General features: G+C 35.0%; 22 protein-coding genes and 1 tRNA gene. 7 read left to right on the top strand and 16 right to left on the bottom strand.

The window, feature by feature from the left end:
• Positions 1-8: 8 nt before the first annotated feature.
• The 3 genes from rimM (at position 9) to WHA_RS05750 (ending at position 1,851) form a co-directional block, all read left to right on the top strand.
• Entirely contained in the window at positions 9-515 is a 507-nt protein-coding gene (gene rimM, locus WHA_RS05760) for a ribosome maturation factor RimM (protein ID WP_015589486.1), read from the top strand.
• Positions 516-577: 62 nt separating this feature from the next.
• Positions 578-1,144 carry an elongation factor P gene (gene efp, locus WHA_RS05755; RefSeq protein ID WP_012673415.1) on the top strand — a complete coding sequence of 189 codons (567 nt, stop codon included), beginning with the start codon at positions 578-580 and terminating at the stop codon, positions 1,142-1,144.
• Positions 1,145-1,152: 8 nt separating this feature from the next.
• Positions 1,153-1,851, top strand: a complete 699-nt coding sequence (locus WHA_RS05750) for an inositol monophosphatase family protein (protein WP_015589485.1) — start codon at positions 1,153-1,155, stop codon at positions 1,849-1,851.
• On the opposite strand, the gene hemA is transcribed toward WHA_RS05750, so the two are convergent.
• From hemA to ispH, 5 genes are all read right to left on the bottom strand, one after another.
• Entirely contained in the window at positions 1,843-3,045 is a 1,203-nt protein-coding gene (hemA, locus tag WHA_RS05745; protein WP_015589484.1) for a 5-aminolevulinate synthase, read from the bottom strand. The two genes, WHA_RS05750 and hemA, sit on opposite strands and share 9 nt — an antisense overlap.
• A 64-nt stretch (positions 3,046-3,109) precedes the next feature.
• Positions 3,110-3,706 carry a TomO hydrophobic C-terminal domain-containing protein gene (locus WHA_RS07175; protein ID WP_041573550.1) on the bottom strand — a complete coding sequence of 199 codons (597 nt, stop codon included), beginning with the start codon at positions 3,704-3,706 and terminating at the stop codon, positions 3,110-3,112.
• Entirely contained in the window at positions 3,696-5,693 is a 1,998-nt protein-coding gene (locus WHA_RS05735; protein ID WP_041573549.1) for a host RNA manipulator TomO, read from the bottom strand. Before WHA_RS05735 ends, WHA_RS07175 begins: the two co-directional genes overlap by 11 nt.
• A 68-nt stretch (positions 5,694-5,761) precedes the next feature.
• Complete coding sequence (gene htpG / locus WHA_RS05730) at positions 5,762-7,657, bottom strand: molecular chaperone HtpG (protein ID WP_041573617.1); 1,896 nt, start codon at positions 7,655-7,657, stop codon at positions 5,762-5,764.
• A gap of 1,521 nt (positions 7,658-9,178) precedes the next feature.
• The gene (gene ispH, locus WHA_RS05725; protein ID WP_015589482.1) at positions 9,179-10,108 is read right to left on the bottom strand and encodes a 4-hydroxy-3-methylbut-2-enyl diphosphate reductase; all 930 of its coding nucleotides are present in this window, start codon (positions 10,106-10,108) and stop codon (positions 9,179-9,181) included.
• Between the two features lie 20 nt (positions 10,109-10,128).
• Between ispH and WHA_RS05720 the strand changes: the two genes are divergently transcribed.
• Positions 10,129-11,964: a peptidoglycan D,D-transpeptidase FtsI family protein gene (locus WHA_RS05720; RefSeq protein WP_015589481.1), complete on the top strand. Its 1,836-nt coding sequence runs from the start codon at positions 10,129-10,131 to the stop codon at positions 11,962-11,964.
• A 2-nt stretch (positions 11,965-11,966) separates the two neighbouring features.
• Here WHA_RS05720 and WHA_RS07415 read toward each other — a convergent pair whose 3' ends face one another.
• On the bottom strand, positions 11,967-12,275 hold the full coding sequence (locus tag WHA_RS07415) for a hypothetical protein (protein WP_041573548.1): 309 nt from the start codon (positions 12,273-12,275) through the stop codon (positions 11,967-11,969).
• A gap of 175 nt (positions 12,276-12,450) precedes the next feature.
• Positions 12,451-13,158: an isoprenoid biosynthesis glyoxalase ElbB gene (gene elbB / locus WHA_RS05710; protein ID WP_041573547.1), complete on the bottom strand. Its 708-nt coding sequence runs from the start codon at positions 13,156-13,158 to the stop codon at positions 12,451-12,453.
• A 136-nt stretch (positions 13,159-13,294) separates the two neighbouring features.
• Between elbB and WHA_RS05705 the strand changes: the two genes are divergently transcribed.
• Positions 13,295-14,329 carry a hypothetical protein gene (locus tag WHA_RS05705; RefSeq protein ID WP_015589478.1) on the top strand — a complete coding sequence of 345 codons (1,035 nt, stop codon included), beginning with the start codon at positions 13,295-13,297 and terminating at the stop codon, positions 14,327-14,329.
• Positions 14,330-14,373: 44 nt separating this feature from the next.
• Here WHA_RS05705 and WHA_RS05700 read toward each other — a convergent pair whose 3' ends face one another.
• The 9 genes from WHA_RS05700 to WHA_RS05660 all read right to left on the bottom strand — a co-directional run bounded on the left by WHA_RS05700 (position 14,374) and on the right by WHA_RS05660 (position 23,859).
• Complete coding sequence (locus WHA_RS05700) at positions 14,374-14,925, bottom strand: 5-formyltetrahydrofolate cyclo-ligase (protein WP_015589477.1); 552 nt, start codon at positions 14,923-14,925, stop codon at positions 14,374-14,376.
• Positions 14,909-15,529, bottom strand: a complete 621-nt coding sequence (locus WHA_RS05695; RefSeq protein WP_015589476.1) for a ferredoxin reductase domain-containing protein — start codon at positions 15,527-15,529, stop codon at positions 14,909-14,911. The genes WHA_RS05700 and WHA_RS05695 overlap by 17 nt, the downstream gene beginning before the upstream one ends.
• A 103-nt stretch (positions 15,530-15,632) precedes the next feature.
• The gene (locus tag WHA_RS05690; protein ID WP_015589475.1) at positions 15,633-16,778 is read right to left on the bottom strand and encodes a SurA N-terminal domain-containing protein; all 1,146 of its coding nucleotides are present in this window, start codon (positions 16,776-16,778) and stop codon (positions 15,633-15,635) included.
• A 176-nt stretch (positions 16,779-16,954) separates the two neighbouring features.
• Positions 16,955-17,045, bottom strand: a tRNA-Ser gene (locus WHA_RS05685).
• Positions 17,046-17,434: 389 nt separating this feature from the next.
• Complete coding sequence (ppa, locus tag WHA_RS05680; protein WP_012673395.1) at positions 17,435-17,950, bottom strand: inorganic diphosphatase; 516 nt, start codon at positions 17,948-17,950, stop codon at positions 17,435-17,437.
• Positions 17,951-18,012: 62 nt separating this feature from the next.
• Positions 18,013-19,236, bottom strand: coding sequence for a WD1261 family protein (locus WHA_RS05675; RefSeq protein ID WP_015589474.1), 1,224 nt, complete (start codon positions 19,234-19,236; stop codon positions 18,013-18,015).
• A gap of 795 nt (positions 19,237-20,031) precedes the next feature.
• Positions 20,032-21,135, bottom strand: a complete 1,104-nt coding sequence (gene mnmA, locus WHA_RS05670; RefSeq protein WP_015589473.1) for a tRNA 2-thiouridine(34) synthase MnmA — start codon at positions 21,133-21,135, stop codon at positions 20,032-20,034.
• Positions 21,136-21,337: 202 nt separating this feature from the next.
• Entirely contained in the window at positions 21,338-22,414 is a 1,077-nt protein-coding gene (locus WHA_RS05665; RefSeq protein WP_015589472.1) for a rod shape-determining protein, read from the bottom strand.
• Between the two features lie 23 nt (positions 22,415-22,437).
• The gene (locus WHA_RS05660) at positions 22,438-23,859 is read right to left on the bottom strand and encodes a gluzincin family metallopeptidase (RefSeq protein ID WP_015589471.1); all 1,422 of its coding nucleotides are present in this window, start codon (positions 23,857-23,859) and stop codon (positions 22,438-22,440) included.
• 275 nt (positions 23,860-24,134) lie between these two features.
• Between WHA_RS05660 and WHA_RS05655 the strand changes: the two genes are divergently transcribed.
• Positions 24,135-24,614 carry an OmpA family protein gene (locus WHA_RS05655; protein ID WP_010081889.1) on the top strand — a complete coding sequence of 160 codons (480 nt, stop codon included), beginning with the start codon at positions 24,135-24,137 and terminating at the stop codon, positions 24,612-24,614.
• A 177-nt stretch (positions 24,615-24,791) separates the two neighbouring features.
• Complete coding sequence (gene tilS / locus WHA_RS05650) at positions 24,792-26,087, top strand: tRNA lysidine(34) synthetase TilS (protein WP_015589470.1); 1,296 nt, start codon at positions 24,792-24,794, stop codon at positions 26,085-26,087.
• Positions 26,088-26,097 lie beyond the last annotated feature (10 nt).

Genomic DNA, 26,097 nt, shown 5'->3' with positions numbered 1-26,097 from the left:
ATATTAATATGAACGACAATCTGGTATGCTTAGGAATTATTACCTCTCCTCACGGAATTAAAGGAGCTGTTAAATTAAAAACTTTCACCGAAAAGCCCAAAAATATCTCCTTATATGGTGAGCTAATAAGTGGTGATGAGAATTATAAAATAGACTCAGTATCCATCATAGGTGATAATTTAGTAATAGCTACAATAAGTGGAGTAAATTCCCGTAATGAAGCAGAGCTTTTGAGGAATAAGAAGCTATATATAGAAAGAAGCAAGTTACCAGAGCTAAATGATGAGGATGAATTTTATCAAAGTGACCTTGTAGATATGGAAGTAAGGCTGGAAAGTAATGAATTATATGGCAATGTAAAATCTGTGTATAATTTTGGCTCAGGGGATATATTAGAAATTTTAGTTATCAGCACAAAAAAACGTATTATGCTGTCTTTCACTAAAGAGATATTTCCACATATAAATATAAAGGGGAGGTATATAGTATTAAATATACCAGAATTTATTGACTAATAAAGACTTTGATATTTATATAAAGCTATTTATAATTATAAGATCAAATTGAAAATGTAATTATGGCAGAAAGAGCTAACGATATCAGACCAGGTCAGGTGTTGGAACATAACGGCGGATTATTTTTGGTTGTAGGTATTATGCATACTCAACCTGGTAAAGGTGGTGCATACATACAAGCCGAAATGAAAAACATCAAAACCGGAGCAAAACACTATGAAAGATTTCGTTCTGATGCAACAATCAGAAGGGCAATTTTAGATGAAGAGGAATATGTTTACCTTTTCACTGAAGGAAACATTGTAAATCTTATGCATCCAAGTAATTACGAGCAAATCACTATAAATTTGGACTTATTGGGAGAAAAAAAAATTTATTTACAGGATAACATGAAAATTAAAGTTGTAGCTTATCAAGACAAAATAATTTCTGCGCATGTGCCTGATTATGTTACACTTGCTGTGAAAGAAACAGAGTCTGTTATTAAAGGACAAACTGCTACTGCTTCTTATAAGCCTGCAATTTTGGAAAACGGAATGCGCGTTAACGTGCCTCAGTTTATAAAAGAAGAGGATAAAATTGTAGTATATACTCCAGATGACAGCTATTATGAAAGAGTGAAAGAGTAAAAAGAAGAATGTCCATCTCATCACCACGAATTAATGTGATGCTTGATTCTGTGCGTAGTGCTTCCAGGCAGCTTATGCGCGATTTTAATGAATTACAAATCTCTAATGTTAAATCAGCAGACTTTATCAATAAAACTTATTCAAAATCCAAGCAAACCATATACGATTGCTTGCACGACTACAAACGAGACTATGGGTTTATTTCCGAAGATGATACTGATCAAGAAGTAAAAGATGACACTTATACCTGGTTTATTATGCCTATAGAGGGCAGGGAGAACTTTTCCAGTTGTATGGTTTATTTTGCAGTATCAGTCTGTCTCATTCATAAAAATAAAGTTGTGGCGGCTGTAATTGATGCTCCGGCTCTTAGAGAAACTTTTTGGGCAGAAGAAAAGAAAGGTGCTTTTCTTGAGGACTTTAGATCTCGTCATATAAAAATGCGGGTGAAAAGCCGTGAAGGGGGTCTAATAGATGTAAGTGGTAATTTGTTAAATAAATTGCTGCCTGGCAATAGTAGTGTACGCTCCATCGGTTCAACAATTTTAGGCTTTGCATACCTTGCGGCAGGAAGGCACAGAGGAATAGTTTACTCTAGAGTTAACAAATATAAAACCTTGCTCGGTAGACTTTTTCTACAAGAAAGCGGTGGAAGGCTAACGGAAGACAACGGATTGATTATTGCTGGCGATATTAAATTAGGATAAACAAGCTACAGAGATAGACAACTTTTCGAGAACTTTTACAAGAGATTCTGTCAAATGTTCTATCATTTCATCGGTATGATAAGGTGTAGGGGTAATACGGAAACGCTCAGTTCCTCTTGGAACTGTCGGGTAATTTATATGTTGAACGTATATTCCATACTCATCAAATAATAATTTTGATGCTTTTTTGGATAACTCTGGGTCGCCAATTATTATTGGAATTATATGAGTTTCTGTTAAAATGAAGTTAATTCCTGCATTTCTCAGTGAGTTTTTTACTTTTTCAACGACTTGCTTTTGCTTTTCCCTTTCAATGTTGCTTGATTTTAGGTGTTCAACGCTTGCCTTTGCTGCCGCTGCTAAAACAGGCGACATAGCAGTGGTAAAAATAAATCCTGGAGCGGAACTTCTTATTACATCTACCAAGTTCTTTGAAGACGCGATATACCCACCCATCACTCCAAAAGCCTTCGATAGTGTACCTTGAATAACGGTTATTCTATCCATCAGGCCTTCTCTTTCTGCAATTCCACCACCATGTGAACCATACATACCAACTGCGTGCACCTCATCCAAATAGGTAATTGCATTATGTTGATCTGCCAGGTCGCATATTTCTTTAAGCGGAGCTACATCACCATCCATTGAATATACGGATTCAAGTACTATGATTTTTGGTGTCTTTTTGTCTATAGACTTAAGTAGCTGCTCTAGATGATTAACATCATTGTGTTTAAATATATGTTTTGGCCTTTTTCCTGATTGTATGCCTTCTATCATCGAAGAATGGTTCTTCTCGTCTGAAAAAATTACTACGCCCGGAATAACAGACGATAAAGTGCTAAGTGTTGTCTGGTTAGCGAGGTAGCCACAAGCAAAAGTTAAAGCAGCCTCTTTTTTATGCAAACAAGCTAAGGATTTTTCAAGTTCGACAACCTCTTTTGTTGTACCAGATATATTTCTTGTTCCTCCAGCACCAACAGATGAATTTTGGATAGCGGCAATTACACTCTCATTTTGTGACATTCCCAAATAGTTATTACTGCACCAGACGATTACTTCCCTATTTCTTTCATAGTCCATAATGTGGGGGAGCCTACCTGGCAATGACGCAAAGTGCGTAAATTCACGGTAGCGCCCCTCATCTTTTATATCTTTTATTTTATTCAAGAATATTTCTTCGTAGTTTACCAAGTCCTTATTTACCGATAATTAACATAATTATAATAAATTATTAAATGGTAAACTACAATATTTATTATACAGATACGGTAGTAGATGCTTCCTTCGTGTTGAAAGGTTTGTCAACCTTGTTGTTTTCAACTTGGCTTTTAGGTGTACAGCAGTATATAACTGCAGCAGCAACCAGACAACAAGCTCCAACTGCTATTCCTACCGCTAACATTTTCAAGTAAACTGCAACAGCCACCCCTGAAATAATACCAGCTATTGCAAGTGCAGAAGCAGCTATAACAGGCAGCTTACTACTTTTTGTATTTTGTGGAATAGCATTATTTTTGCCTGAATTATTAGGCAACCCGCCATTGGTTTGAGTATCATTCACCTGCTCAGATTTGTTGTTAGCTACTGAAGGCACTGGTTCTGGTGTTGGCACTGGATTCGGTGTTGGTGTTAGATTCGGTGTTGGCACCAGCGTAGGTGTTAGAATTGGATCTTGTGTTAGATCCGGTGTCAGTCCTGGCGTTGGCGCCGGCGTAGGTGTTGGAATTGGATTCGGTGTTGGTGTTAGGTTCGGCGTTGGCACCGGTGTAGGTGTTGGAATTGGATTCGGTTCTTGCTGCCTGGTGGTAGTTTGAGTACCATCTTCTTGTCCAGGGATTTCGTTAAATGTCACTTGTTATAACTGGAATTTCTAATTCATCTGCAACGTTATTACTTCTTTTTCGTATTATAAAAGTTCCAGGAGTTTGGCACATTTCATCCCACAAATCTTGACGTTCATGACAGGAATATTTTTGCACATCAATAGAAAATTGTAGAATATTTCTAATTTGCATTAAACTGAATATTAGATCAATATTCTTTTGACGTTTATTGTCTTTTGGATCTTTAGTGTATTCATCATACACTATGCAAGCAGTCTGAACTAATCCATTTACAATACCTGGAAGACGGCTGTTATATTCACGTAAAGCTTCAGATTGCAATAATTTGTTTTCCTTTTCCAGATCTTCTATGCGCTTTTCTATGCTAGATTTAAAAATCTTACACTCCTCTCGAAAAATTATGTTAATTGCATCAATTTCTGTGCATAAGTAACATACTTCCTTGACTAAGGAGTAATCTTCTTGGCCTATTGAGTAGTGTGTTGCATTTTTCAGTATATTCTGTATGACCGGCCTAATCACTTGCTCATTATGTGATACGTTTTGATGGATTTCTTTAGTGTAAAAAAGCACCTCGACTATAACGTCTGTGTTTGTGTATTCAACATTAGACAATGCAATGAGGATTGATTCGTGTATGTTATCAAATTCGTTATTTTTAAATTTTTGATTGAGATAGCCGATAACATCATTGCTGCATTTAGCACATTTTTCACACAAGTGCTCGATAAATGCAATATTACCAGCATCCAATGCAGTTTTCAGAATTAAATCATAAATTTCTTTTCTGCCACGAGCTCCTATGTTTTTCAGGATTTGTTGCCTTAGTATTGTAATAACTTTATCATCTGTAAATGCTTGTTTATATACATCGTAAATGGCATGATCTGCACTATTAGTGTATCGTTTGCACAAGTATTCAATGACAGATATGTGTTCTTGACTTATCGCAGTTTCTAACAAGGTAGCAAAGCTCTTTTTTAATAACTCTTCTGTTGAGGCTTTTTTAGTTAGCTCATTAATATATCTTTCAAATGCATCCAGCACTATCGTGATGAATTCTTCATTTTTGATCAGAGACGCTGTTTCAAGCACACCATACAAAGGATCAGGTTTACTTGTTTTTAACACCTGTCCAAAATCTCTTAAAACGTATTCGACAAAAACTGCATTTAATAATTCTTGCTCTTTTCTTAATGCTGTAGCTGAGAAGAAGTCAATCTTATTAGGTTCGACAAGTTGTATAGCTTGACCTTTTAATCTTCCGTAAACTCCATCGTTACCATGGAATTTTTCTATAAAAGCTTCAATATATTTTTGATTACCAACAAGGAGAGGTAAAAGACTTAAGTTTTCTTCAGCAAAAAGAAAATCCTGATATTGCTCTACTAGCTTGTCATTAGCTGCAATTGCCAATAGTACCAATTCTTTTACTGAATAATCATACTTGAAACCCTCTTGATCAAATTTATATTGTGATAGTACATTTGAATATATATGTTGATGGTTGCTTCTGTTTTGTAACTCCAAATTAAGTTGATTTGAACAGAAATCTTTGAGATTTTCATTATCCAGCGTAATAGACCTGCCTTCATAATCTTCAATATTTTGTACAACCTTGTCTAATTCTTCACAATTATCTTCTTGTATAGCTTGATTTAAGATATTTATAATCTCAGCAAAAGTTAAGTTTTTAGGAATGATACCATATGAATCTTCATCTTTTAACTCTACAGTAAACGACCTATCACAACCATCAGGAAAGTTTGCAAGTATTGCATTCTCTAAACTTAGATCTTCAGGGGATGTACTACATGGAGTAGCTGGTATCTCTTGACTTTCGCTATCTAAAACTTCAAACTCTTCTTCAATACCTGAATCTTCAGAATCTGGTTTTTCAAAACCATGCCAACTTTTGATTAATCTTTCAGAATTTGATTGGCCCTGTGAAGTTGTATCTTGTGATACAAAGTCTCTAAAATTGGAACCAAACATGTTTTACCTCCTAACTAGCAGCTAAGCTAAGCTAAGCTAAGCTAAGCTAAGCTAAGCTAAGTATAGCATTAAACAGAAATCTTGCCAAGCAAATTATTCAGTCTCTTAGCAAAGCTGCTCGCGTCATCCATCTCTTCGCCTTCCACGATGCAAGCTTGGTAAAACAATAAGTGAACCATGTCCTCCAATGTTGGGTTTTCACCACTTTCAGCATAAGATTTCATTATACTCTTTATTACAGGATGCTTAGTGTTAATTTCAAGCACCTTTGGCGTGCGGTAATTTAGCTGCTTTTGTTCACGCAAAAAACGCTCCATGCGAAGATCCATAGCACCTTCATCAACCGCTAGGCATACGGGACTATCAGTCAATTTTTTGGAAATTTTTACGCTTTTTACTGAATCTCCAAGCACTGTGGTAAAATATTGCAGTATAGTTTCCTCAGTTTTTTCTCCATTTGATTTATTTTCTTCATCTGTCTTATCTTCTTCTGAAGAGAATTTTTCCAAATCAACATCTGCACGGGTTACAGACTTGATTTTCTGATCTTTGTATTCATGAATTACACTAGTCCAAAAGTCATCAACTGGATCAACAAATAGGAGCACTTCTAGTCCTTTACTGACGAATCCCTCAAGTTGCGGACTGTTTTTCACTGAATCGAGGCTATTTCCGGTGAGATAATAGATATGTTCCTGCTCAGGCTTCATTCTGCTTATATAATCATCAATGCTGATCAACTTCTCATCACCGGTGCTATTAAATCTGCAAATTGAGAGCAGCGCTTCTCTCTCATCAGTTGGCATAGCTTCGCAAAGACCTTCCTTTAAAACTGCACCAAAATTGGTCCAGAATTTTGTGTACTCCTCTAAATTCTCTTTTGCCTTTTTACCGAGCTCTGATATCGCGCGTTTAGTGAGGGATTTCCTGATTTGCTCAACAACACGATTATTCTGCAACGTTTCTCTGCTGATATTAAGAGGTAAGTCCGGTGAATCAACAATACCTTTCAAGAAACGTAAATACTGCGGTATGATCTGTACATTATCTTCAGTGATAAATACTTTATTTACATATAACTTAACAGAGCAACGTCTATCTGGATGGAATAAATCAAAAGGTTTTATAGAAGGAACATAAAGCAAATTTGTATATTCTATTGCACCTTCATTTTTATTATGCAATATCATCCAGGGCTCCCCGCCAACGTGGGCAACACTGCGGAAAAAATCGTTGTGCTCCTCTTGAGTAACGTCATTTTTTGGCTTAGTCCAAATTGCAGCCTTACTGTTTAACTTTTCACTTTTTCCTTCTTCGTCTATAAATTCAACAGGAAAATTTATGTGATCAGAGTAAGTAGTGACAATATTTTCAACACGAAATTTATCTAAAAACTCGTTTTCTTCAGGATGCATAATGAGCGTAATTTTGGTTCCGCGAGGGACTTGATTATCTGACTTGCTGATTGAATATTCCCCATCTCCTTTGGATTGCCAGATCCAAGACTCCTCTTCTCCAGCTTTTCTCGATTCTACTATTACTTCTGATGCAACCATAAAGCTTGAGTAAAAACCAACACCAAACTTCCCAATCAGCTCCACAGTTTGGCTTGAATCCTTGCTATTCTTAATCGCATCCAAGAACTTTTGCGTACCAGAGCTTGCAATTGTACCAAGATTGTCTATTAAATCCTGTCTATTCATTCCAATGCCATTATCAGTGATATATAGCTCGTTCTTATCTTTATTGGAGCTGATAGTGATTTTTAATTCGTCACTCAAATCTAGCAAATTAGGGTTTAGTTGAGATTCATAGCGCAACTTATCACATGCATCTGATGCATTTGATATTAATTCACGCAGAAAAATGTCTTTATTGGTGTAAAGTGAATGAGTCACTATATTCAGTACTTTCCCTACCTCAGCGTCAAATTTTAAATTTTCAGTTTCTTGTACATTATGCATTTTGAGCTCCATTATTTGCCTACTACCCTAATAATTTAAGTATTGAATCACGATCTTTCAAGGTCACGTACACCAAAATTAATGTGGGTGTAGTTATTATGACACCCAATTTATGGGATCTCTTGCATAACAAACTTTTGGCAGCGCATTGGATGAAACGAAAAACTTCCTTGACACCCTTCGCCAGCCCCCTTATCATGAAACTGAAGCTATTTATTTATCTTCGCAATCTCTGCAGTGGATTAATGACAAAAAAACTTAATGTATTTGGCGTAAATCATGCTTAATTTTTTGCACTATGTGCACCTCATGTCTTTATCAAATTTCTAGCTACACAAGCTGAAATACGCTATTTAAAACATCAAAAAACGCCAACTTAAAAAATGGATAGTGAATAATTAGCTACCCTAGGGTTTCTTTGCCTTTTTTTCTGCTTAGTAAATTTCTTAACGTTTATAATTTAGATTAGTTGCGGCTTAAAAGCGGCTGAGTCACGGTTATTAAGCGTTTAGAATAAAAAAACGCCATACTTGAAAGTATAATGTAAGTAACTAGCCAACCATCGGGCTTTTTTTGCCTTTTTTTTCGCTTGGTAAATTTTTTAATACTTAGATTAGTTGCAATTTAAGAGACCAGAAATGGTCAGTGCTTGGCACTGGAATAACGTCCTCCTTTGTTATCCCAGTGCCCAGACACTGGGATCCAGGAAACTTAATTGCAAGTAATGCATTAGATTTGGTGAGTATGGGTTTTATGTTATAGAATGAAACACTTTTGGTGAATTTGTAAAGAAAACTGGATCCCAGTGTTTGGGCACTGGGATGACAGCAGTCCTACGTCATACCGCCGCGAACCGTCATACCGCGATTCATTCGCGGTATCTCTAGATCCCGCTAACAAGCAGCGGGATGACGATTGTCGTTTAGCCATAAACATTAAGAAATTTACCAAGCGAAAAAAAAGGCAAAAGAAGCCCTGGGGTTATTATCCGCTTTAAAATATTGGCGTTTTTTATGTTTTAAACGCTTGACAAGCGAAATTCAGCTGCTTTTAATTGCAACTAACTTACGCTGCAAATGTTTAAGAAGTTTACTAAGCAGAAAAAAAGACAAAGAATCCCCGAGTTAGCTAGTCTTTTACTATCTCTGTCGAGTATTAGCATTTTTTGATGTCTTGTAACGCTTTATAAGCGCGTTCAGCTTATTTAGATAAAAATCTAGATGTAGATGAAGTTTTGTAAAGACATACAGTATCTATATACTGCAAAAAATTGAACATAAGACGCCGATACATTAAGTAATCCTTACCTTTTAATCTGCAGATTGGCGAAAGCAAATACAATAGCTTCACTATCATGATAAGTGGGCTGGCGGAGTTTGTCAAGGAAGTTTTTTTGTTTCTATTCCCAATAAAAGTTTGTTATATGGTTATGCAAGAAGTCTAATGAATCGCGGCATGACGTCTTAGCTATAGATGCTGGTCTGTGTGATTTCAAGAGAAGCTTAGTAGATAAGTTGTGTTTTAAACCAGATTCGGTATTTTAAACTGAACATTTTCAATAATACCACCTGGCATAACTGAAATTTTTACACTCAGGTTTACTTTTAGGTAGTCCATTAATTCATCAACTAATATGTCAGGAGCAGAAGCACCTGCAGTGATTCCTATCTTTTCTACGCCCTGGAACCAGCTTTTATTTACACATCTGTAATTATCAATCAAGTAGGCTCTTTTTTCTCTAGCAGTGCACAGATCTAATAAGCGGTTTGAATTTGAGCTATTTTTACTTCCTACAACTAATACCATGTCTACAATTTCAGCTAGCTTTTTAACAGCATTTTGTCTGTTTTGCGTTGCATAGCATATGTCCTTTAAATCTGGACCTGTTATGCTTGGAAACCTGAGCTTCAGGGCAACAATAATTTCATGGGTATCGTCGATGCTTAACGTGGTTTGTGTAACATAAGACAAATTATCTGGATCTTTAACCTTTAAATCATATACATCCTGCAAAGTTTGCACTAAAGTGATAGGATTGTTTACTCTTCCCCTAATTCCCTTAACTTCTGGATGGTTTTCATGCCCAATGAGAATTAATTCTTTACCACTGTTTTCATACCTTTTTGCTTCTTTATGCACTTTGCTAACTAAAGGACATGTTGCATCAATCACTTGAATACCCTTTCTTTTTGCCTCATCTTCTATATTTTTTGATACTCCGTGCGCGCTGAAGATCAGTATTCCTTCATTATCTTCAATTTCCTCGATACTGCTTACAAAAACCACTCCTTGTTTCTTAAAGTCCTCTACTATATATTTATTGTGAACAATTTCGTGTAGCACATAAACTTGGCGCTCGTTTTTATATTTTTCTAAAGTAATAGCTAATATGTCCACAGCTCTTTTTACCCCGGCACAAAAACCTCGTGGTTCAGCTAAGATGATTTCCATTTTTGTCAAATCAAGTAAATATGCAAGCATTACTTAAAAATAAGCTCCGCTCACTGTGTTTCATAGTACCATTATTTATATTTTATATAATAATTATTTTTCGCATATTCTCTTTAACATTTGATCAACCTACTACTTCAGAAAATTTTAGAAAAGATAATATAGTACATAAACAACCTGATATTTTAGATAGAAATGGAGTGGTAATAGCAACAAATGTGCCCACAACATCACTATATATAGATGCAACCAAAGTAAAGAATCCGGACAGTATAGCAGCACAACTGTGTTCTACTTTGCATGACCTCGAATACAAGAACTTATATAGAGTACTTACTTCAGAAAAGAAATTTGCTTGGATAAAGCGGCACTTGACTCCAAAAGAATTACTAGCGATCAAAAACGCTGGTGTACCAGGAGTAAATTTTTATGACGACATAAAGCGTATATATCCTCACAGTAATTTATTTTCACACGTGCTTGGTTACACTGACATAGATGGCAATGGTATTGCAGGAGTTGAGGCGTATATAAGTAAAAACAAACAACATTCTGTTATCCAAGTACCTGATATACAGTTGTATGAATGTTGCAACTTGAAAGCAATTCCTGCACAGCAATTCCCCACACAACAGATCCAGTGCGTGACACTGGGATCCAGATATAAAAATACTGACAAATTACGTGATGAACAACGGATTCCAGAAACATATGTCAAAAACAATGTTTGTGATGAAATTGCGCATAAAACTGGATTCCAGTGTCAGTGCACTGGAATGACACCAGACCAAGCTTCTGCACAATCTTCTGTCATCCGACAGGGATGGTCACGCTCTGCTGATCAATATGTTCAACTATCCTTAGATACACGAGTGCAAAGCATAGTGCATGAAGAGCTAACTAAAGCTGTAAGCAGATATCAGGCACTTGGCGGAGTAGGAATTGTTTTAAATGTGAGAAATAGTGAAGTTATCTCGATGGTCAGCCTACCTGATTTTAATCCCAACTTACAGAATAAGGCAGAAGACGTACAAAAGTTTAATCGCGCCAGTCTTGGGGTATATGAGATGGGGTCGGTATTAAAATACTTTACAATAGCCGCAGCGCTTGATGCGAACGCTACAAAAACTAGCGATTTATATGACGTATCAACACCAATCACCATTGGAAAGTATAAAATTCAGGATTTTCATAAATCTAAAATTCCAAAAATTACTGTGCAAGATATATTTGTAAAATCATCCAACATTGGTGCAGCAAAAATTGCAGTCAAACTAGGTATTGAAAAACAGGTAGAATACTTTAAAGCTATGAAGCTATTTTCTCCTTTGAAAATAGAAATACCAGAAAAATCCACACCGATAATCCCGGATAAATGGAGTGAAAACACTTTAATAACAGCATCTTATGGTTATGGCATAGCTGTAACTCCTATACATCTTGCACAAACTGCAGCAGCATTAATCAACAATGGGATATTTCATAACGCAACCTTGATGTTGAATAAAAGAAGTATAGGAGAGCAAATGATCTCAAGAAGAACTTCCAGGGAAATGAGAAAATTATTACGTGCAGCAGTAACAGATGGCACTGGCAGAAAAGCAAAAATAAAGGCATATTCAATAGGAGGAAAAACTGGATCGGCGGAAAAAGTTGTAGATGGTAAATATAGCAAAGATGCAAACATAGCATCATTTATAGGAGTGCTAACTATGCTTGACCCAAGGTACATAGTGCTAATTGCTATTGATGAGCCTCAAGGGATGCACCATACCGGGGGAGTAATTGCTGCGCCTATAGTAAGAAACATTATAAATAGAGTAGCACCTATACTAAATGTTACACCTGAGATGTAAAATTATGATTGGTTTACTATAATTTCAAATTTATCATTACCAAAATCCTTATTAATATACCAAGAACCATCATCTTTAGTTACAAATTCAAGACCTTTAAGGTCTTTTTTTATTGTCTTTCCATTTTGACCATCAATAGCGATATTAATATCGAATGTAATAATGTCTAGATTTATCATAGCTTCTTTCCCGCTGCACGAATTTAGACTGAACTTGCCTAACATGACATCATTAAAACTCACTTCCCCTGTATAGACATCACACTGACCGTCCACACAACACGTAGTTTCAATATAGAAAAGATCTGACATACAAAATACCTTAAAAAAAAGAACTAAACATATATGGCCACTACACCACACCGCTAACAAGTAGTAAAGCGTCGATAAACCTAAGTTACTTTAGCTACGTAGCCATAATACAGCTAGAAATGTAAAATTCAACAGTTAATTGTGTGATTAATAGAGAAGTCTTATTTAGTACACCTTATAGGAATGGCTGTTTAGTTTTTTTGTTAATCTTTTTTACCATGCTGTCAATCATATGCTTTATCCCTTGATATACAGAGTATGTACTTTCGTCGCTACGCATATAAGCAGAACAGGAAAATACATTATGTTCTTCGTCTTCTATTGATAACTCTGTATCGCATTTTATGTGCTCGCCGCCAAGCCTTTCTATCAACTGTTCTCTGTCATCTCCTATAGTTACCTTAACCTTACTTTCTTCTTTACCTATCTTGCTACTTAAAATTGAAACAATGATGGCTGGAGATATGCATATCGCTCCTATTGGCTTTTTTGTAACAAAAAATTCTGAAACTAATCTTTCAAATTCAGGCATTACTGTCACCATGTCTTTACTTTCAGCTAAGTCAGATAAATTTTTCGCAACCCCGTATCCACCAGGTACAACTAGCATGTCAAAATTTTCAGCTTTGGCTTCTTTTAAGTCATATATTTCGCCTCTTGCGATTCTTGCTGCTTCTACAAGTACATTCCTTTTTTCTTTTGTTGCCTCTTTTGTTCTATGATTCATAACTTGTGTGATATTGATATCAGGTGCAAAGCATTTAACATCTACTTCCTGCTGATCAAGCACAAGCAAACTTAAAACCGCTTCTCTTACCTCTGCACCGTCAAGGTGACCACACCCTGATAAGACCACAGCAGCTTTTAATTTTTTTTTACCCATAAAGTACCTTGATTTCATATAATCTAGATATTTTAATACAAATTCTATATTTGGAAAGGGGTATGTTATATCAATTATAATATAATTAATGATTAGTATGTATAATTAGGCATATTTATAATCAACAAAGCTGAATATGGAATCTAGCAATAGTATGTTTTTTGACACTGACTATCCAGAACTAAGAAAAGCTATTTCAGATATAATAGAAAGTATTGCACAATCCTCACAAGAGGGGAAAAAAGAGTTATTTACAACCCTATCAGAACAAGTTAAAGGGATGAACCTCAAAGATTTAGGTTTAGCAATTAATGACCAAGGCTTGCAAAAGGAGGTAAATAAAGAATTATTTATAAAACTCATTGAAGAAGCACTTAAAGATTTAACTTCTGAAAATGTTAACTCAAAAATAATAGAAGAGGCGTTAAAATCTGTTAATCAGCAAGCAATAAGTAATGTTATAAATAATAATAAAGGTCCACTGGACAATCTAGTCAATTATTTTAAATCAGCCTCTGCAAATGAAAAAATAGGAATAGCTTCTGCTGGAATGGTATTAGGAGTAGCATTTTCTCCGCTTATTGTGCTTGCTACATTAATAGCGCTTGTAGCTATTGGAGCACGTTATGTAGGAATAGGTATAGGAAAGGCAGGGGAAAAAATAAAAGAAGGTGCGATTGATGCAGGAAAAGCAGTAAAAAGTTTATCTAAAAATTTAGGGGATAAATTGCCTGAGGTTGGGCCAAAAAAAGATAACTTTAGTAAATTATACAACAGTTTGGCTCAAGAGATTATAGGCTATAATATGTCCGAAGAAGGTGAAAAAATAAAAAACGCCCAGAGTAAAGCAAAGGTCATAGGCATGCTTCAAAATGAAGGGCAGCGATCTGCTATACAAGAGTTAGTAAAGAATGGAACTATTCAAAATTTTTCAGAAGATGACATGAAAAAGCTTAGAGAAAAAGGTACTAGTACTTATGAAAGTGATAAGGAAGCACTTGAGGAACTTATGGAGAAATTTCAATCTAAAATTATGGCCATTGGTGAGGGTAAAATAGAGGAGGTAGAAAAAATTGTTGATGAGAAAGTTGCAGCAATGAAGCCATCTTCTCACTTAGGTATTTCAAGTGCTGCACGAGTTAGTGAAGGAGGAATCACAGGACCAAGTTGATGCATTTTTTTACGCAAAAATTACTATCAGAAAGTGGGGTTACGCTACTCCTTTTTATCCACTTTTTTGAGCAATCCACTTCCACATCTAACACACATCTCAGTGATTATAATATCCAATTTTTGATCATGTTTTTCTACAGGTAAATCTTTACAATATTGTTTCTCATAGGCTACACCTATAAATATTTTTCCAAGTGGCCGCAGTTTTTCTATCATTGTATCATACCAACCACCGCCAAAACCCAATCTATTAAAATGATCATCAAAAGCAATAACAGGAGTAATGATTGTGTCGGGAATTACATCTTCATTTGTTTTGTTCCATTCCTCAAATTTTAGTAACTTATTTTTATTAGGAATTGCTACTTTATAATCTAAATCGAGTAAACTATGCATCAAAGGTACAACATTTATTTCCCCGTCCATTGGAATGTAAGCTGCTATTGTTTTGCCTTTAACGTAGCTTAAGTTCTGATTAAAGAGATTAATAAGGGAATTTGCTGCATAACTGGAATAACTTTCATCAATATCTTTTCTTATAGCTCTATATTGCTCTCTTATTTCCTTTTTGTGCTGTTTAATATCTTTGAACATGATCTATCCATTTTGCAGTAAGTTTTTCTTGTAAACTATTTTGCTTCAAGCGCTCACTTAAAAAGTCAAAGTCAATAAACTCCATATCCTGGTCTTGATTACTGCAGCTATAAACAAAACTTCTTTCTCCTGTTTCCTTATTTATATGTTGCTGAACACATTGAGCACAGATTTCTTTCATCATACACTGCATAGGAGAATTAACTGACGATATTGCTATATGACTTGACTTCAGATATGGCTTTAAAATTGTTTTTCTAGCTTCATTCACAGCTTTCATCATTTTATCAGAACCAATAGTGATAATTTTATCTATAACGTTCAAATTAATACCTAATCTTCCTTGTTGATAAGAGACTATTGCATCAACTATATTACCATGAAAGGATTTATCTTGATCTCTGCTTGTTTCTATCAATCCTTCTTCACATGCCCAAACTACTGCATTTGATGCACGCTCTATCAGTGCTCGTTTAAATACATCACTTAACTTCTTATAGCCAGCGAAGTACAAAACCTTGTTATTATTTTCAAGACATGCCTTCCCTATCGAAAATAACACTGCATTTCCAACTCCACCACCAATTAGCATTATATTCTTCATGTGCTATTTTAACTACATTTGTTCAAATTTTTTGAAATTTTATAGAACAAAGTAATTTATATAGTTCTATACACAAAGACAGAGACAAGGACACTCTCTGACTTCAACTATACCGATAACTGATAGCTGCATTTTTACGCATATCATCTAATAACAAGTTGCTTTGTATCATAATCTTTTGTTGGTACATTTTCTGTTTGATTGCTTCTATACCCGCTACATTACTCTTGATATCACACAACATCATCAACTTTGCAGTGCCATTTTCTCTCAATTCTACTATTTCATTCACACTTGTTTTACTAAATAAAATCTGTAAATCAGGATTTAAATCTCGCATTTTTATTTCAAATTCTTTTGCGTTTGGCAGCTTAAAATTATCTGCTAATTTATCAAAATTTAAACAATTAACTTTTTGCTCCTTGAGATTATCTAATAAACTTTCTGAACCTTCAACCACAATCTGTTTTAATTTTAAAGTGCTTTCCAGCAGTGCATGATTAAGTTGTACTTTATCTATTACTTTTATAACAGAGTAACCTTCACTAAAACTGAATGGACCTGCTATGTCGCTGGTTTCTAATCCTTCTAAAACGTTCTTGAGTTTTCCTTTTAGCTGACTTAAATTAACTGTTGCTTTACGCATCTTTATTGGAGATTCTGGGTTATTACTGTTGCGTAATTTTTTTACTAAATCTTCAGCTATACCATAAACGTCCTTGCCTTTTTGATCAGGAATTATAAACTCTTGGAACGTGATAAGATAATCCGGCTTTTCTGTTTGCCTTTTTACATCATTTACTTCTTTATCGCTTATATTAATAAATGGCACAATTCTTACTTCAATAATTTTGCTCCACAGTAACTGACATTTTATTTGTTTTCTTAAAATACCAAGATCTATATTATGCTTCTCTATGTATTGATCAACTTCATTAGCCTTAAGTTTAAAACTTTGGGTTAAAAATAACATGATAGCATTATCTAACTCCTCGTTGCTCAATTTTATATTCAGCCTCTGCGCTTCATTGATAATGATAATTTCGTCTATTAGCTCCCTAAGAATTTGAGGCTTTGCTCCTTTTTGATCAACACTTTGAGTGCCAAACAATGAATTTATAAAGTTGATGCGTTTTTCGATATCTAAATTTGAAATTGGCTCACCATTTACATCTGCAACAATTTCAATCTCGATTGCAAGCAACCTAAGTGGCAACACTATTAACAGTAAAATTAGTATTTTATGCATATAAGTAAGGTTAATAACCAATTCTATAATAAATACTGAGTCAATGCTAGCCAACTTTTTAATAGTGATCTCAGTGACAATGGAAATAAAAACCATTGCAACAAAATCAGGTACGCTGGTAAATAGGCTAAAAACATGCTAATATAGCGAATTTAGACCGTGCTCAAAACAGTATACGGAAGGAGAGGGATTCGAACCCTCGATACGACTTTTGGGTCGTATAACGGTTTAGCAAACCGCCGCCTTCAGCCGCTCGGCCACCCTTCCAAATTTAGAACCTAAAGATTATATAATACCAAGACCTCTACCACCTGTCTAATGCTTTTAATTGCAATATTTGTATCTGTTCAGATGCATGGCTAATGCTGAAACAAAAATTCCAGTGCTCCCTTTCTTGTCATCCCAGTGCGTGACACTGGGATCCAGGATTTTGATTAGCACTAAGTTGGTGAGCATATAAGTGTTATGTTAAAATATAACGTTTTTACGGAAAGTCTGGATCCCAGTGTCACGCACTGGGATGACATCGTTTACTATGTGCCATATTGCAATGTTCGTACGGTTGTGCGCGGTATAGATTCCGCTAACGAGTAGCGGAATGACGAATTTGTTATTTTTCAAATCGTAGAGCCACTTTAGCTATAAATCAACAAAAACTAATTTCCGCTTTTAATAGAGCTTGCAACAATTTGTTTTGCTTCTTCTACACCAACCCATTCTCCAACTGCTACCGTTTTTCCCTTTTCTAGATCTTTATAATGAGAAAAGAAATGAGTAATTTTATCTAGTAGGCTTTTAGATAAGTCAGAATAGTCCTTTATATTGTCATAATAGCTATCAACACTGGAAACAGGCACAGCTAATATTTTCTCATCTTCTCCTTTTTCATCTTTAGTGAGTAATGCGCCTATTGGACGCACCGATATTAAAACACTAGATGCTAAGGGAAATTGAGTTAGCACCAAAACATCCACAGGATCACCATCACCTGCGCAGGTATTTGGTATAAACCCATAATTGCAAGGATAAGTCATTGAGGTAGACAAAAATCTGTCAACTTGTAACAACCCAAACTCTTTATTAAATTCATACTTTACAGGCTCAGCATTCGCACTTATTTCAATTACCACATTCACCGCATTTGGTCCCGCTGTTATTTTACTTAAATCCATAAATTACCTCTTAACTTAAGATTATACAATATGTACTTTTAAGTTGCTACATTTATGTAGTTCTAAGCTTGTTTTGCATGGAGCGGTCCTAAATTTTCATTCATCATCTTATTGACTGTTGAAAGTGGTGGTTCCTGTGGTGGTTTCAATAATTGAAATAAGGCATATACTATTACAATAGTAAGCACCGCACCAATTATCAGGTTAGTAAGGTTGTCTTGTGGCAAAACATTTTTTATTGAGTTGAGCAATTTTTGCTCCATAAGGAAATAATCAGCAACAGATAACCCAACAGACAATATAAACATACCTAAAATAAGTTTACAGACTGTGTTTTTATAGTCTTTTTCTTTTTTCTTGCTGGTGATAAGATTTGGCCTATATTCATTCTCTTCTGGCAACACTGAGTAGTATATATTCTCAGGGCTCATTACTAATTGTTCAAATTCATCACTATTTTGGTTTTTTAACAGTTGCTCTAGGGTGTTTTTTGTATTTATAGGACATGTTAATCCATCCATTTTCAATGCTTTCTCTTGCCGATCCACATTCTCATGGTCGATTGTATATTTATCTCTACTTGATAATCCGATCATGTGTAGTTTGCTAGCTAAGTGCACTATATAGTTCTCTATTAACTGATTCTCACATATCTCTAGTACTTCTCTTCTTACTGTTTTGTTAGATGGTGAAAGTTCTTTATAGTAACTACCTATGGAAAACAACAATGCAATATCTTTATCTACTTTTATATTATGAATAGAGTAGTAACAGCCAATAACGCACTTATTTAATGCAAATTCTCTGTCATATTTGTTTAATGTATTTCCTTCACTTAGTAACTTTCTAAGACCAATGAGTACTTTATTTTCAAAATCTTCTTCTGTTTTAAATATTGGTTCTCTCTTTGGATTTGCTAAGATGTTAAGTAAATCTAATTTTCTTCCATCTACTACTTCATTTATATATTCATTTAACTCAGATCCTTTAATAACTTCATATATTTTATCTATGACATCTTTAGTATTCAGGTTATTGTTTTCACTTAGAATTTGATAAGCTTGAGCATAAATTAAAAACAGCCCTTGTAGACTAAATTTTAAGTTAAAATATTTATCTAATGGTTCCTCTTTTTTTCTAATGAATTCAGACAAACCAAAATGATTTCTGTGATCCATAAAACGACCTAAGTCAGCATGTTGAAAGCTACCTAAAAAAATAAATAACGTCTCTAATAAATTACCCTTACCAACAATTTTTATTAGTTCTTCAATTTCTTTTATCATTGCTGAAACCTATAATGTTCTACTTTATAGTATAAGGGATACATGGCAAAATAGCAATAAATGTTATTAGACTTCTTGCATAACCTAAACTAAGTAGAAAAAGGTATAGCTATACCGCCGCGGCACTAACAAGAGATCCCGCTAACACGCAGCGGGATGACGAGACTTATCTTTATGCCGCCGCGAACCGTCATACCGCGATTCATTCGCGGTATCTCTTAGCCGCTAACAAGCAGCGGGATGACGGTTGTCGTTTAGCTACAAACATTAAGAAATTTACCAAATGAAAAAAAAGGCAAAAGAAGCCCCGTGGTTGGCTAATTACTTACATTATACTTTCAAGTATGGCGTTTTTTTATTCTAAACACTTAATAACCGCGATTTAGCTGCTTTTAAGCCGCAACTAATCTAAATTATAAACGTTAAGAAATTTACTAAACAGAAAAAAAGGCAAAAGAAACCCTAGGGTAGCTAGTTATTCACTATCCATTTTTTAAGTTGGCGTTCTTTAATGTTTTAAATGCTTTATAAGCGTATTTCAGCTTGTGTAGGTAAAAACCCAGAAATTTGATAAAGACATAGAGTGCACATAGTGCAAAAAATTAAACATGAGACGCCAGATACGTGAGTTTTTTTGTCATTTAATCTGTACAGAGAAGATAAATAAATAGCTTCAGTTTCATGATAAGGGGGCTGGCGGAGTTTGTCAAGCAAGTTTTTTTGTTTCTATTCCCAATGTTATATGGTTATGCAAGAAGTCTATTGTATGTTTACACTCTGCATTAAAGCTTTTAGTTAAGAGCATATCCATCCACCGCCGATAACTTGCTCATCTTTATACGCTACACAGGCTTGACCTGGACTGATGCCAAAGTAATCGTCGTTTAAAATGACACAGGCTTTATTTTTTTCGTCAGTTGAATGTATTGTTGCTAAACTTCCCGCATGTGATGATCTCAGCTTCACAGTTACTTCCATACCTTCCTTTGGTTGTTCTAACCAATTTAACTCCTTGATCAATATTTTTTTTTGCATTAATACGTTGATCGGACCTACTATAACCTCATTATTTTCTGTATTAATTTTTATCACATAAAGAGGTTCATTGTGTGCGATACCCAAGCCCTTTCTTTGCCCCACTGTAAAATTTACTATGCCACTGTGCTCGCCTAGCACTTTTCCATTAACATCCACTATTTTACCTTTCTGTACAGATTGTGGAGCTAATTTAGCTATTGTTTTACTATAGCTTTCGGAAACAAAGCATATATCTTGACTGTCCGGCTTTTCAGAAATTTGTAAGCCAAAATACTTTGCTAATTTTCTTATATCACTTTTATAGAACCCACCTAGTGGAAATCGCAAAAGCTTCAATTGCTCTTGAGTTGTAGCAAACAAAAAATAACTTTGATCTTTACTTTTATCAATGCTTCTACACAACTTTACCTCACCATTTTTTTCTAACCTTCTCACGTAATGTCCTGTTACGAGCACATCCGCACCAAGATTTTTTGTAACTTGCAATAGATCACGAAATTTTACCGTTTGGTTACATCTCACGCATGGTATGGGAGTTTCCCCACGCATATAGGTACTCGCAAAATCCTCTATTACTTCCTTTTTGAATATTTCCTCATAGTTTAAAATATAGTGAGGAAAGCCAACACTTTCAGCCACACGCTTAGCGTCATAAATATCTTGTCCAGCGCAGCATGCGCCCTTTCTTGCACCATCGGTGCCATAGAGTTGAAGAGTTACACCTATCACCTGGTACCCAAAGTTATATAGCAGTGCTGCAGCAACGGAGCTATCAACTCCCCCGGACATTGCAACAACAGCCTTGGTCTGGTGCGGAGCTTTATCTTTTAGCAGAGGTTCAATTTCAAATTCTTTTAGCATAATCGCCTTAATTTATAAACACAAACTTGGTGTCATGCAAGTAGCTGACACTGGAATCTAGTTTCTATTACACAATTTCATCGAAACAGCATACTTGTTTATAGTCAATTTTTCTGGATCCCAGTGTTGGCTACTTGGATGACATCTTTATGCTTGAGGTAAAATTTGCTATAAAATTCGATGAACTACCTTTAAAAATAATTTAATCCTGCTTAAATAAAACATGGCCAAAATAATCCATGTTTTCAAGCACTTTTCCGCTACCCAGAGCAACACAACAAAGTGGGTCATCTGCAACACGAACTGGTAGTTTTGTTGTTTCACTGATAACTTTGCCCAAGTTACGCAATAATCCGCCGCCACCGGATAAAATTATTCCTTTATCGACTATATCAGAAGAAAGTTCAGGTGGAGTGCTCTCCAGTGCAGTCCTAATAGCAGAAATTATCTGATGTACAGGCTCTATTAAACTCTCTGCAACTTGGTATTCTGATAAAAGCATTTCTTTTGGCATGCCACTCACTAAATCCCTGCCTTTAATTATCATTCCCTCTTTGTTATTTTCACCTGGCAAATTGGCTGAACCTATGCTTTTCTTAATTTTCTCAGCGGTTGTTTCACCGATTAATAATTTATGATTTTCACGAATATATGATTTTATTGCTTCATCCATAATATCGCCACCTACTCTGGCAGAACGTGAATAAACAATTCCACCTAAAGAAATAATTGCAACTTCAGTTGTACCGCCTCCTATATCAACGATCATAGAACCCTCAGGTTCAGTAACCGGGAGCCCAGCTCCGATTGCTGCACCCATTGGTTCTTCAATTAAAAATACTTCATTTGCACCAGCACTTTCTGCTGCATCTTGTATAGCACGCCTTTCAACTGGCGTGGATCCAGATGGAACGCATATGATAATATTAGGTTTATTAACAGTGAATTTTGTGTTTGCACTGCGTATGAAATATTTTAGCATTTCTTCCGCACTTTTAAAATCAGCAATGACTCCATCTTTTAAGGGCCTTATCGCCTCTATTTCTCCAGGCGTTTTTCCAAGCATCATTTTAGCTTTTTTACCAAAAGCATAAGGAACGTAGCTTCCTTTTTCTTTTATTCTTGCTACAACTGAAGGCTCATCAAGCACTATTCCCTGATTTTTCTGATAAACTAAAGTGTTTGCAGTGCCAAGATCTATAGCAATATCGCTAGCAAATAAACCTTTGAAAGTGAAAAGACTACAAAACTTTTCGGTTAATTTTCGAACAAAATTCATACGCAACTCAAGAAAATCATTTATTAAGACAAATTATACTTTCCAGATAAGTAGCTAATGCAGCACTCAACGTCTAAACCCTTACCTGTTACTTTTTTTAGCAGTTCCAGGCCACACTTTGCACTGTATATATTTTGAGATAACCAACTGATAAGTAAACTAAAATCTCCTTTTATTATAGCACTTAATGATTCGTAATGATTCTTTTTAACGCAAGAGAAAATCTGCACAGCAGCAATTAAAGCAATAATTTTTATAGGAAAGTAGCCCATAACACCGCTTGCCCAATATTCATCTTGAAAATAAGTGTTTAGCTCATTTTCAGCTTTTACTGGAATTTTATAGTGCTTCATACCTTCCAGCCACGCATCATGCAGGTCTTTGACTTCCAATGTACCATTTATTATATCTTGTTCTAACCTAGTTCTCAACATAATATGAGCTAACAGACTAAATTCATCTGCATTTTTTAAAAAAGAAGAAAGGTTTATTTCATTGAAAATCAAGTACAAATTTTCAACACTGCTAACTTTCTCGTTAGTTTTGCCTTTTATAGCAAATTTCTCTTTTATGTGTGGTTGAATGAACTCAATAAATTCTCTGGATGTTCCAATCATCCTTTCCATGAATAACCCTTGAGTTTCATACATAACATGTCTCGTAATTGGGCTACTTATAGAATTTTGCGCTAAACATTTTTGATAAATTGCATAACCACTATGCCGTAAAAGAGAAAATAAACCATAACAAAAGTCAGATTCATCATAATCTATAGGGTAGTAATAAGAAGTACGAACCTCATGCAGTGCGACACCCATTTGCTGTAAACATGACGAGCCAAGTTCAATCTGCTTCTGAGTAGCAACTTTTTGTATATTAGTAACCTTATCCTTTTTCTGCTTTTCAATTATTTTATCTACATTTCCACTAAAGAATTTGCCTACCTTGGGGAATACTTCCCTTATATTCTTTTCTGTGATATCAGAGTCATAGTCAGCAAGCAGTGAGTCGTATTTTGAGCATTTTAATTGCTGCGATTTTATAGAAGCTACTTCGCGAATGAGTGTGATTAAATCAGTAAAACGTTCTTTTAGTTTTTCCAAGTTACTGGCTTCAGAATTGTTTAGCCTCCATAAACTTTGGCATTCAACTTTAGCTTTGGACAAAGATTTTACTAAATCAATAGGAACAGCACTGTTGCTCTTATGTATTCTCTCTATTAACTTTAGCTGCCAAGCATCTGCACTCTTTTTGTTGTCAAGAGCATCTGCTAATGATTCCTTTATTACGTCATGAGAGATAATTTCATGTCTGATTTCTTCTAGAAGACTCATTTGTTCAACTTTGTCCTCTGCATTCAATTGGCTTTGGTTTAGTACTTTTAGCGTATTTTCGATATTCTTTACCCTATATAATACTTCCTCTAAAAACTTATAAGATTTCATATTTGTTCATTATTTTAGAAAACATCTGTTTAACATCGTGATAGATTAATAATAAAGTTAAAAGTATATTTGCTTAAAGTACAATAAAAAATTGTACTTTTTATTCTTTTATTGGATTTTTCTACTCAGAGTCCAGCATATTATAGGAAAATTAATTGTAAGGTTGTAGAAAAAGTATTTAGTATTTTATTTCTCTTGACTATATTACAATATGGAGAGATATTAGCTACTGAAATTAAAGTTACGCACTATTTAAAATTTATGGAGGTTTAGTAATGTGGAGTAGACTGGTTATAATGTGCTGTTTTTGTTTATTACTTACTGGTGTAAGTTCTTGCCCAAAAAAAGGAGCAAATACAACAAATAAAATAAATTCTGTTGTTAAGCAGATAGGTGATAAAAGAGTTTTCTTTGGTTATGATGAATCTAGTATTGCTGAAGTAAGTGCAGATGCATTACTTGACGTAATGGAGGTGTTACAAGATAACCCTGACGCGAAGGTTACTTTAACTGGTCACACTGACAACCGTGGTTCTCATGAATATAATCTTGCGCTAGGCGCTAGAAGGGCAGATGCAGCTAAAAAATTTATGGTTAGTTGTACACCCTACATAGAAAACAGAATAAAAACTGCTTCTAAAGGTGAAACTGAGCCTTTGGTTAATGTAAAAGATGATTCTAGAAATTCTAAATATGAAAAAGAGCATGCTAAAAATCGTAGAGTGGAATTTTCATTTTCTGGAATAAAGAAATAGTTTCTTGCATTAAAACCTGGATCCCAGTGTCAAGCACTGGGATGACATAAAGAAAGGGCACTGGGGTAGACAAAAAAGGACAAACTTGTCATATTTCGTTGCTTGTTAGCAGGATCTATATATACCACAAATAAGTCGCTGTATGACGTAGAGACTATCTGGCCATCAAGAGGCATAATGGAATTAGAGTTATTATTTCAAAATGTGGTTAATAGTTTTGCTTTCTATAATAATCAAGTTGCAGTTGCAGTATCAGGTGGTGTAGATAGTATAATCTTACTGCACTTAATGAATAACTGGGCAAAAAAAAACAAGCTTCCACTTCCTATAGCATTAACAGTAAATCATGGGTTACGTTCAGAGTCTCAAAAAGAAGCTGATTTTGTTGTAAGTTATGCAAAGGAACTTGGAGCAAAGGAATCGTTCATATTAAATTGGGAGAAGCAAAATATTAAAGGCAATATTCAGTTACAGGCACGAAAAGCACGGTATAAGTTACTAGCAGAGTGGTGTAAAAATAATAATGTTAAATATTTACTTGTTGCTCATCACAAAGATGATCAAGCAGAAACGTTCTTGTTAAGATTAGAGCGAGGTAGTGGCGTAGATGGATTATCATCAATGGACTACAAGTCTTTCCTAAATGGTATTTATATATTTAGGCCATTGTTAAATTTTAGTCGTAGTGAAATAGAAAAGTACGCTAAGCTTCATCGGTTAAAATGGATCGAAGATAGAAGCAACTATGACTTAAAATACAGGCGAACTTTATACCGTAACTTACTTAAAGCAAGTGATAATCAAGAGATTTTAACAGAGCGAATATGCCTCACAGCCCTTCATATGAAAAGAGCTGCAAAAGCGTTGATGCACTACACACGCCTTGCGTTTAATGACTGCGTTAATGTGCATGATCTTGGTTATATTGAAATTAAACTAAGTGAGTTTTATCAATTGCCAGAGGAAATAGCCTTGAGGCTTCTTCTTTACTCCATAATGGCAATTGCCAGTAAACATTATAAACCAAGGTACAACAGCCTTATCGTAATATTTAATAAAATATTGCAAAAGGATAGTAACGTTAATTGTACACTTTCTGGGTGTAAAATAAGAAAACATGGAGAAAATATCTTGATAATTAGAGAATCGTCAAAGATACAAGAAATTACCTTAAACCTACCTTTAAATGAACCTACTCAATGGGATAACAGATTTAGCTGCACAATACTCGGAAATCAAGAGTGTTCAGTTATCATCGCTCCATTAAAAAAAACACAAAAAGTTCCTGAATTTCTGAAGGATTACAACTGCTGCCCTGAAGTTTTCTATTCTTTGCCTGTAGTGCTAAAAGATGGAAAGGTGCTTGCTTATCCTGATGTAAATTATAACGGAAAAAATACCAATGACGATAAGGTTCAATGCATTATTAATAGCACGATAAAACAAAATTTGGTAAGCTTGATTAGTATTTAGTTAGAAATAG

Source organism: Wolbachia endosymbiont of Drosophila simulans wHa (assembly GCF_000376605.1).
GTDB lineage: Bacteria > Pseudomonadota > Alphaproteobacteria > Rickettsiales > Anaplasmataceae > Wolbachia > Wolbachia pipientis.
The sequence above is the reverse complement of the archived record's forward strand: the minus strand, read 5'-3'. Positions and strand labels throughout refer to the sequence as shown.

Coding starts and splice junctions, on each gene's coding strand:
- rimM (WP_015589486.1), top strand. CDS start 9: ATGAACGACAATCTGGTATGCTTAGGAATTATTACCTCTCCTCACGGA.
- efp (WP_012673415.1), top strand. CDS start 578: ATGGCAGAAAGAGCTAACGATATCAGACCAGGTCAGGTGTTGGAACAT.
- WHA_RS05750 (WP_015589485.1), top strand. CDS start 1,153: ATGTCCATCTCATCACCACGAATTAATGTGATGCTTGATTCTGTGCGT.
- WHA_RS05735 (WP_041573549.1), bottom strand. CDS start 5,693: ATGTTTGGTTCCAATTTTAGAGACTTTGTATCACAAGATACAACTTCA.
- htpG (WP_041573617.1), bottom strand. CDS start 7,657: ATGCATAATGTACAAGAAACTGAAAATTTAAAATTTGACGCTGAGGTA.
- ispH (WP_015589482.1), bottom strand. CDS start 10,108: ATGGAAATCATCTTAGCTGAACCACGAGGTTTTTGTGCCGGGGTAAAA.
- WHA_RS05720 (WP_015589481.1), top strand. CDS start 10,129: ATGCAAGCATTACTTAAAAATAAGCTCCGCTCACTGTGTTTCATAGTA.
- WHA_RS07415 (WP_041573548.1), bottom strand. CDS start 12,275: ATGTCAGATCTTTTCTATATTGAAACTACGTGTTGTGTGGACGGTCAG.
- elbB (WP_041573547.1), bottom strand. CDS start 13,158: ATGGGTAAAAAAAAATTAAAAGCTGCTGTGGTCTTATCAGGGTGTGGT.
- WHA_RS05705 (WP_015589478.1), top strand. CDS start 13,295: ATGGAATCTAGCAATAGTATGTTTTTTGACACTGACTATCCAGAACTA.
- WHA_RS05700 (WP_015589477.1), bottom strand. CDS start 14,925: ATGTTCAAAGATATTAAACAGCACAAAAAGGAAATAAGAGAGCAATAT.
- WHA_RS05695 (WP_015589476.1), bottom strand. CDS start 15,529: ATGAAGAATATAATGCTAATTGGTGGTGGAGTTGGAAATGCAGTGTTA.
- WHA_RS05690 (WP_015589475.1), bottom strand. CDS start 16,778: ATGCATAAAATACTAATTTTACTGTTAATAGTGTTGCCACTTAGGTTG.
- ppa (WP_012673395.1), bottom strand. CDS start 17,950: ATGGATTTAAGTAAAATAACAGCGGGACCAAATGCGGTGAATGTGGTA.
- WHA_RS05675 (WP_015589474.1), bottom strand. CDS start 19,236: ATGATAAAAGAAATTGAAGAACTAATAAAAATTGTTGGTAAGGGTAAT.
- mnmA (WP_015589473.1), bottom strand. CDS start 21,135: ATGCTAAAAGAATTTGAAATTGAACCTCTGCTAAAAGATAAAGCTCCG.
- WHA_RS05665 (WP_015589472.1), bottom strand. CDS start 22,414: ATGAATTTTGTTCGAAAATTAACCGAAAAGTTTTGTAGTCTTTTCACT.
- WHA_RS05660 (WP_015589471.1), bottom strand. CDS start 23,859: ATGAAATCTTATAAGTTTTTAGAGGAAGTATTATATAGGGTAAAGAAT.
- WHA_RS05655 (WP_010081889.1), top strand. CDS start 24,135: ATGTGGAGTAGACTGGTTATAATGTGCTGTTTTTGTTTATTACTTACT.
- tilS (WP_015589470.1), top strand. CDS start 24,792: ATGGAATTAGAGTTATTATTTCAAAATGTGGTTAATAGTTTTGCTTTC.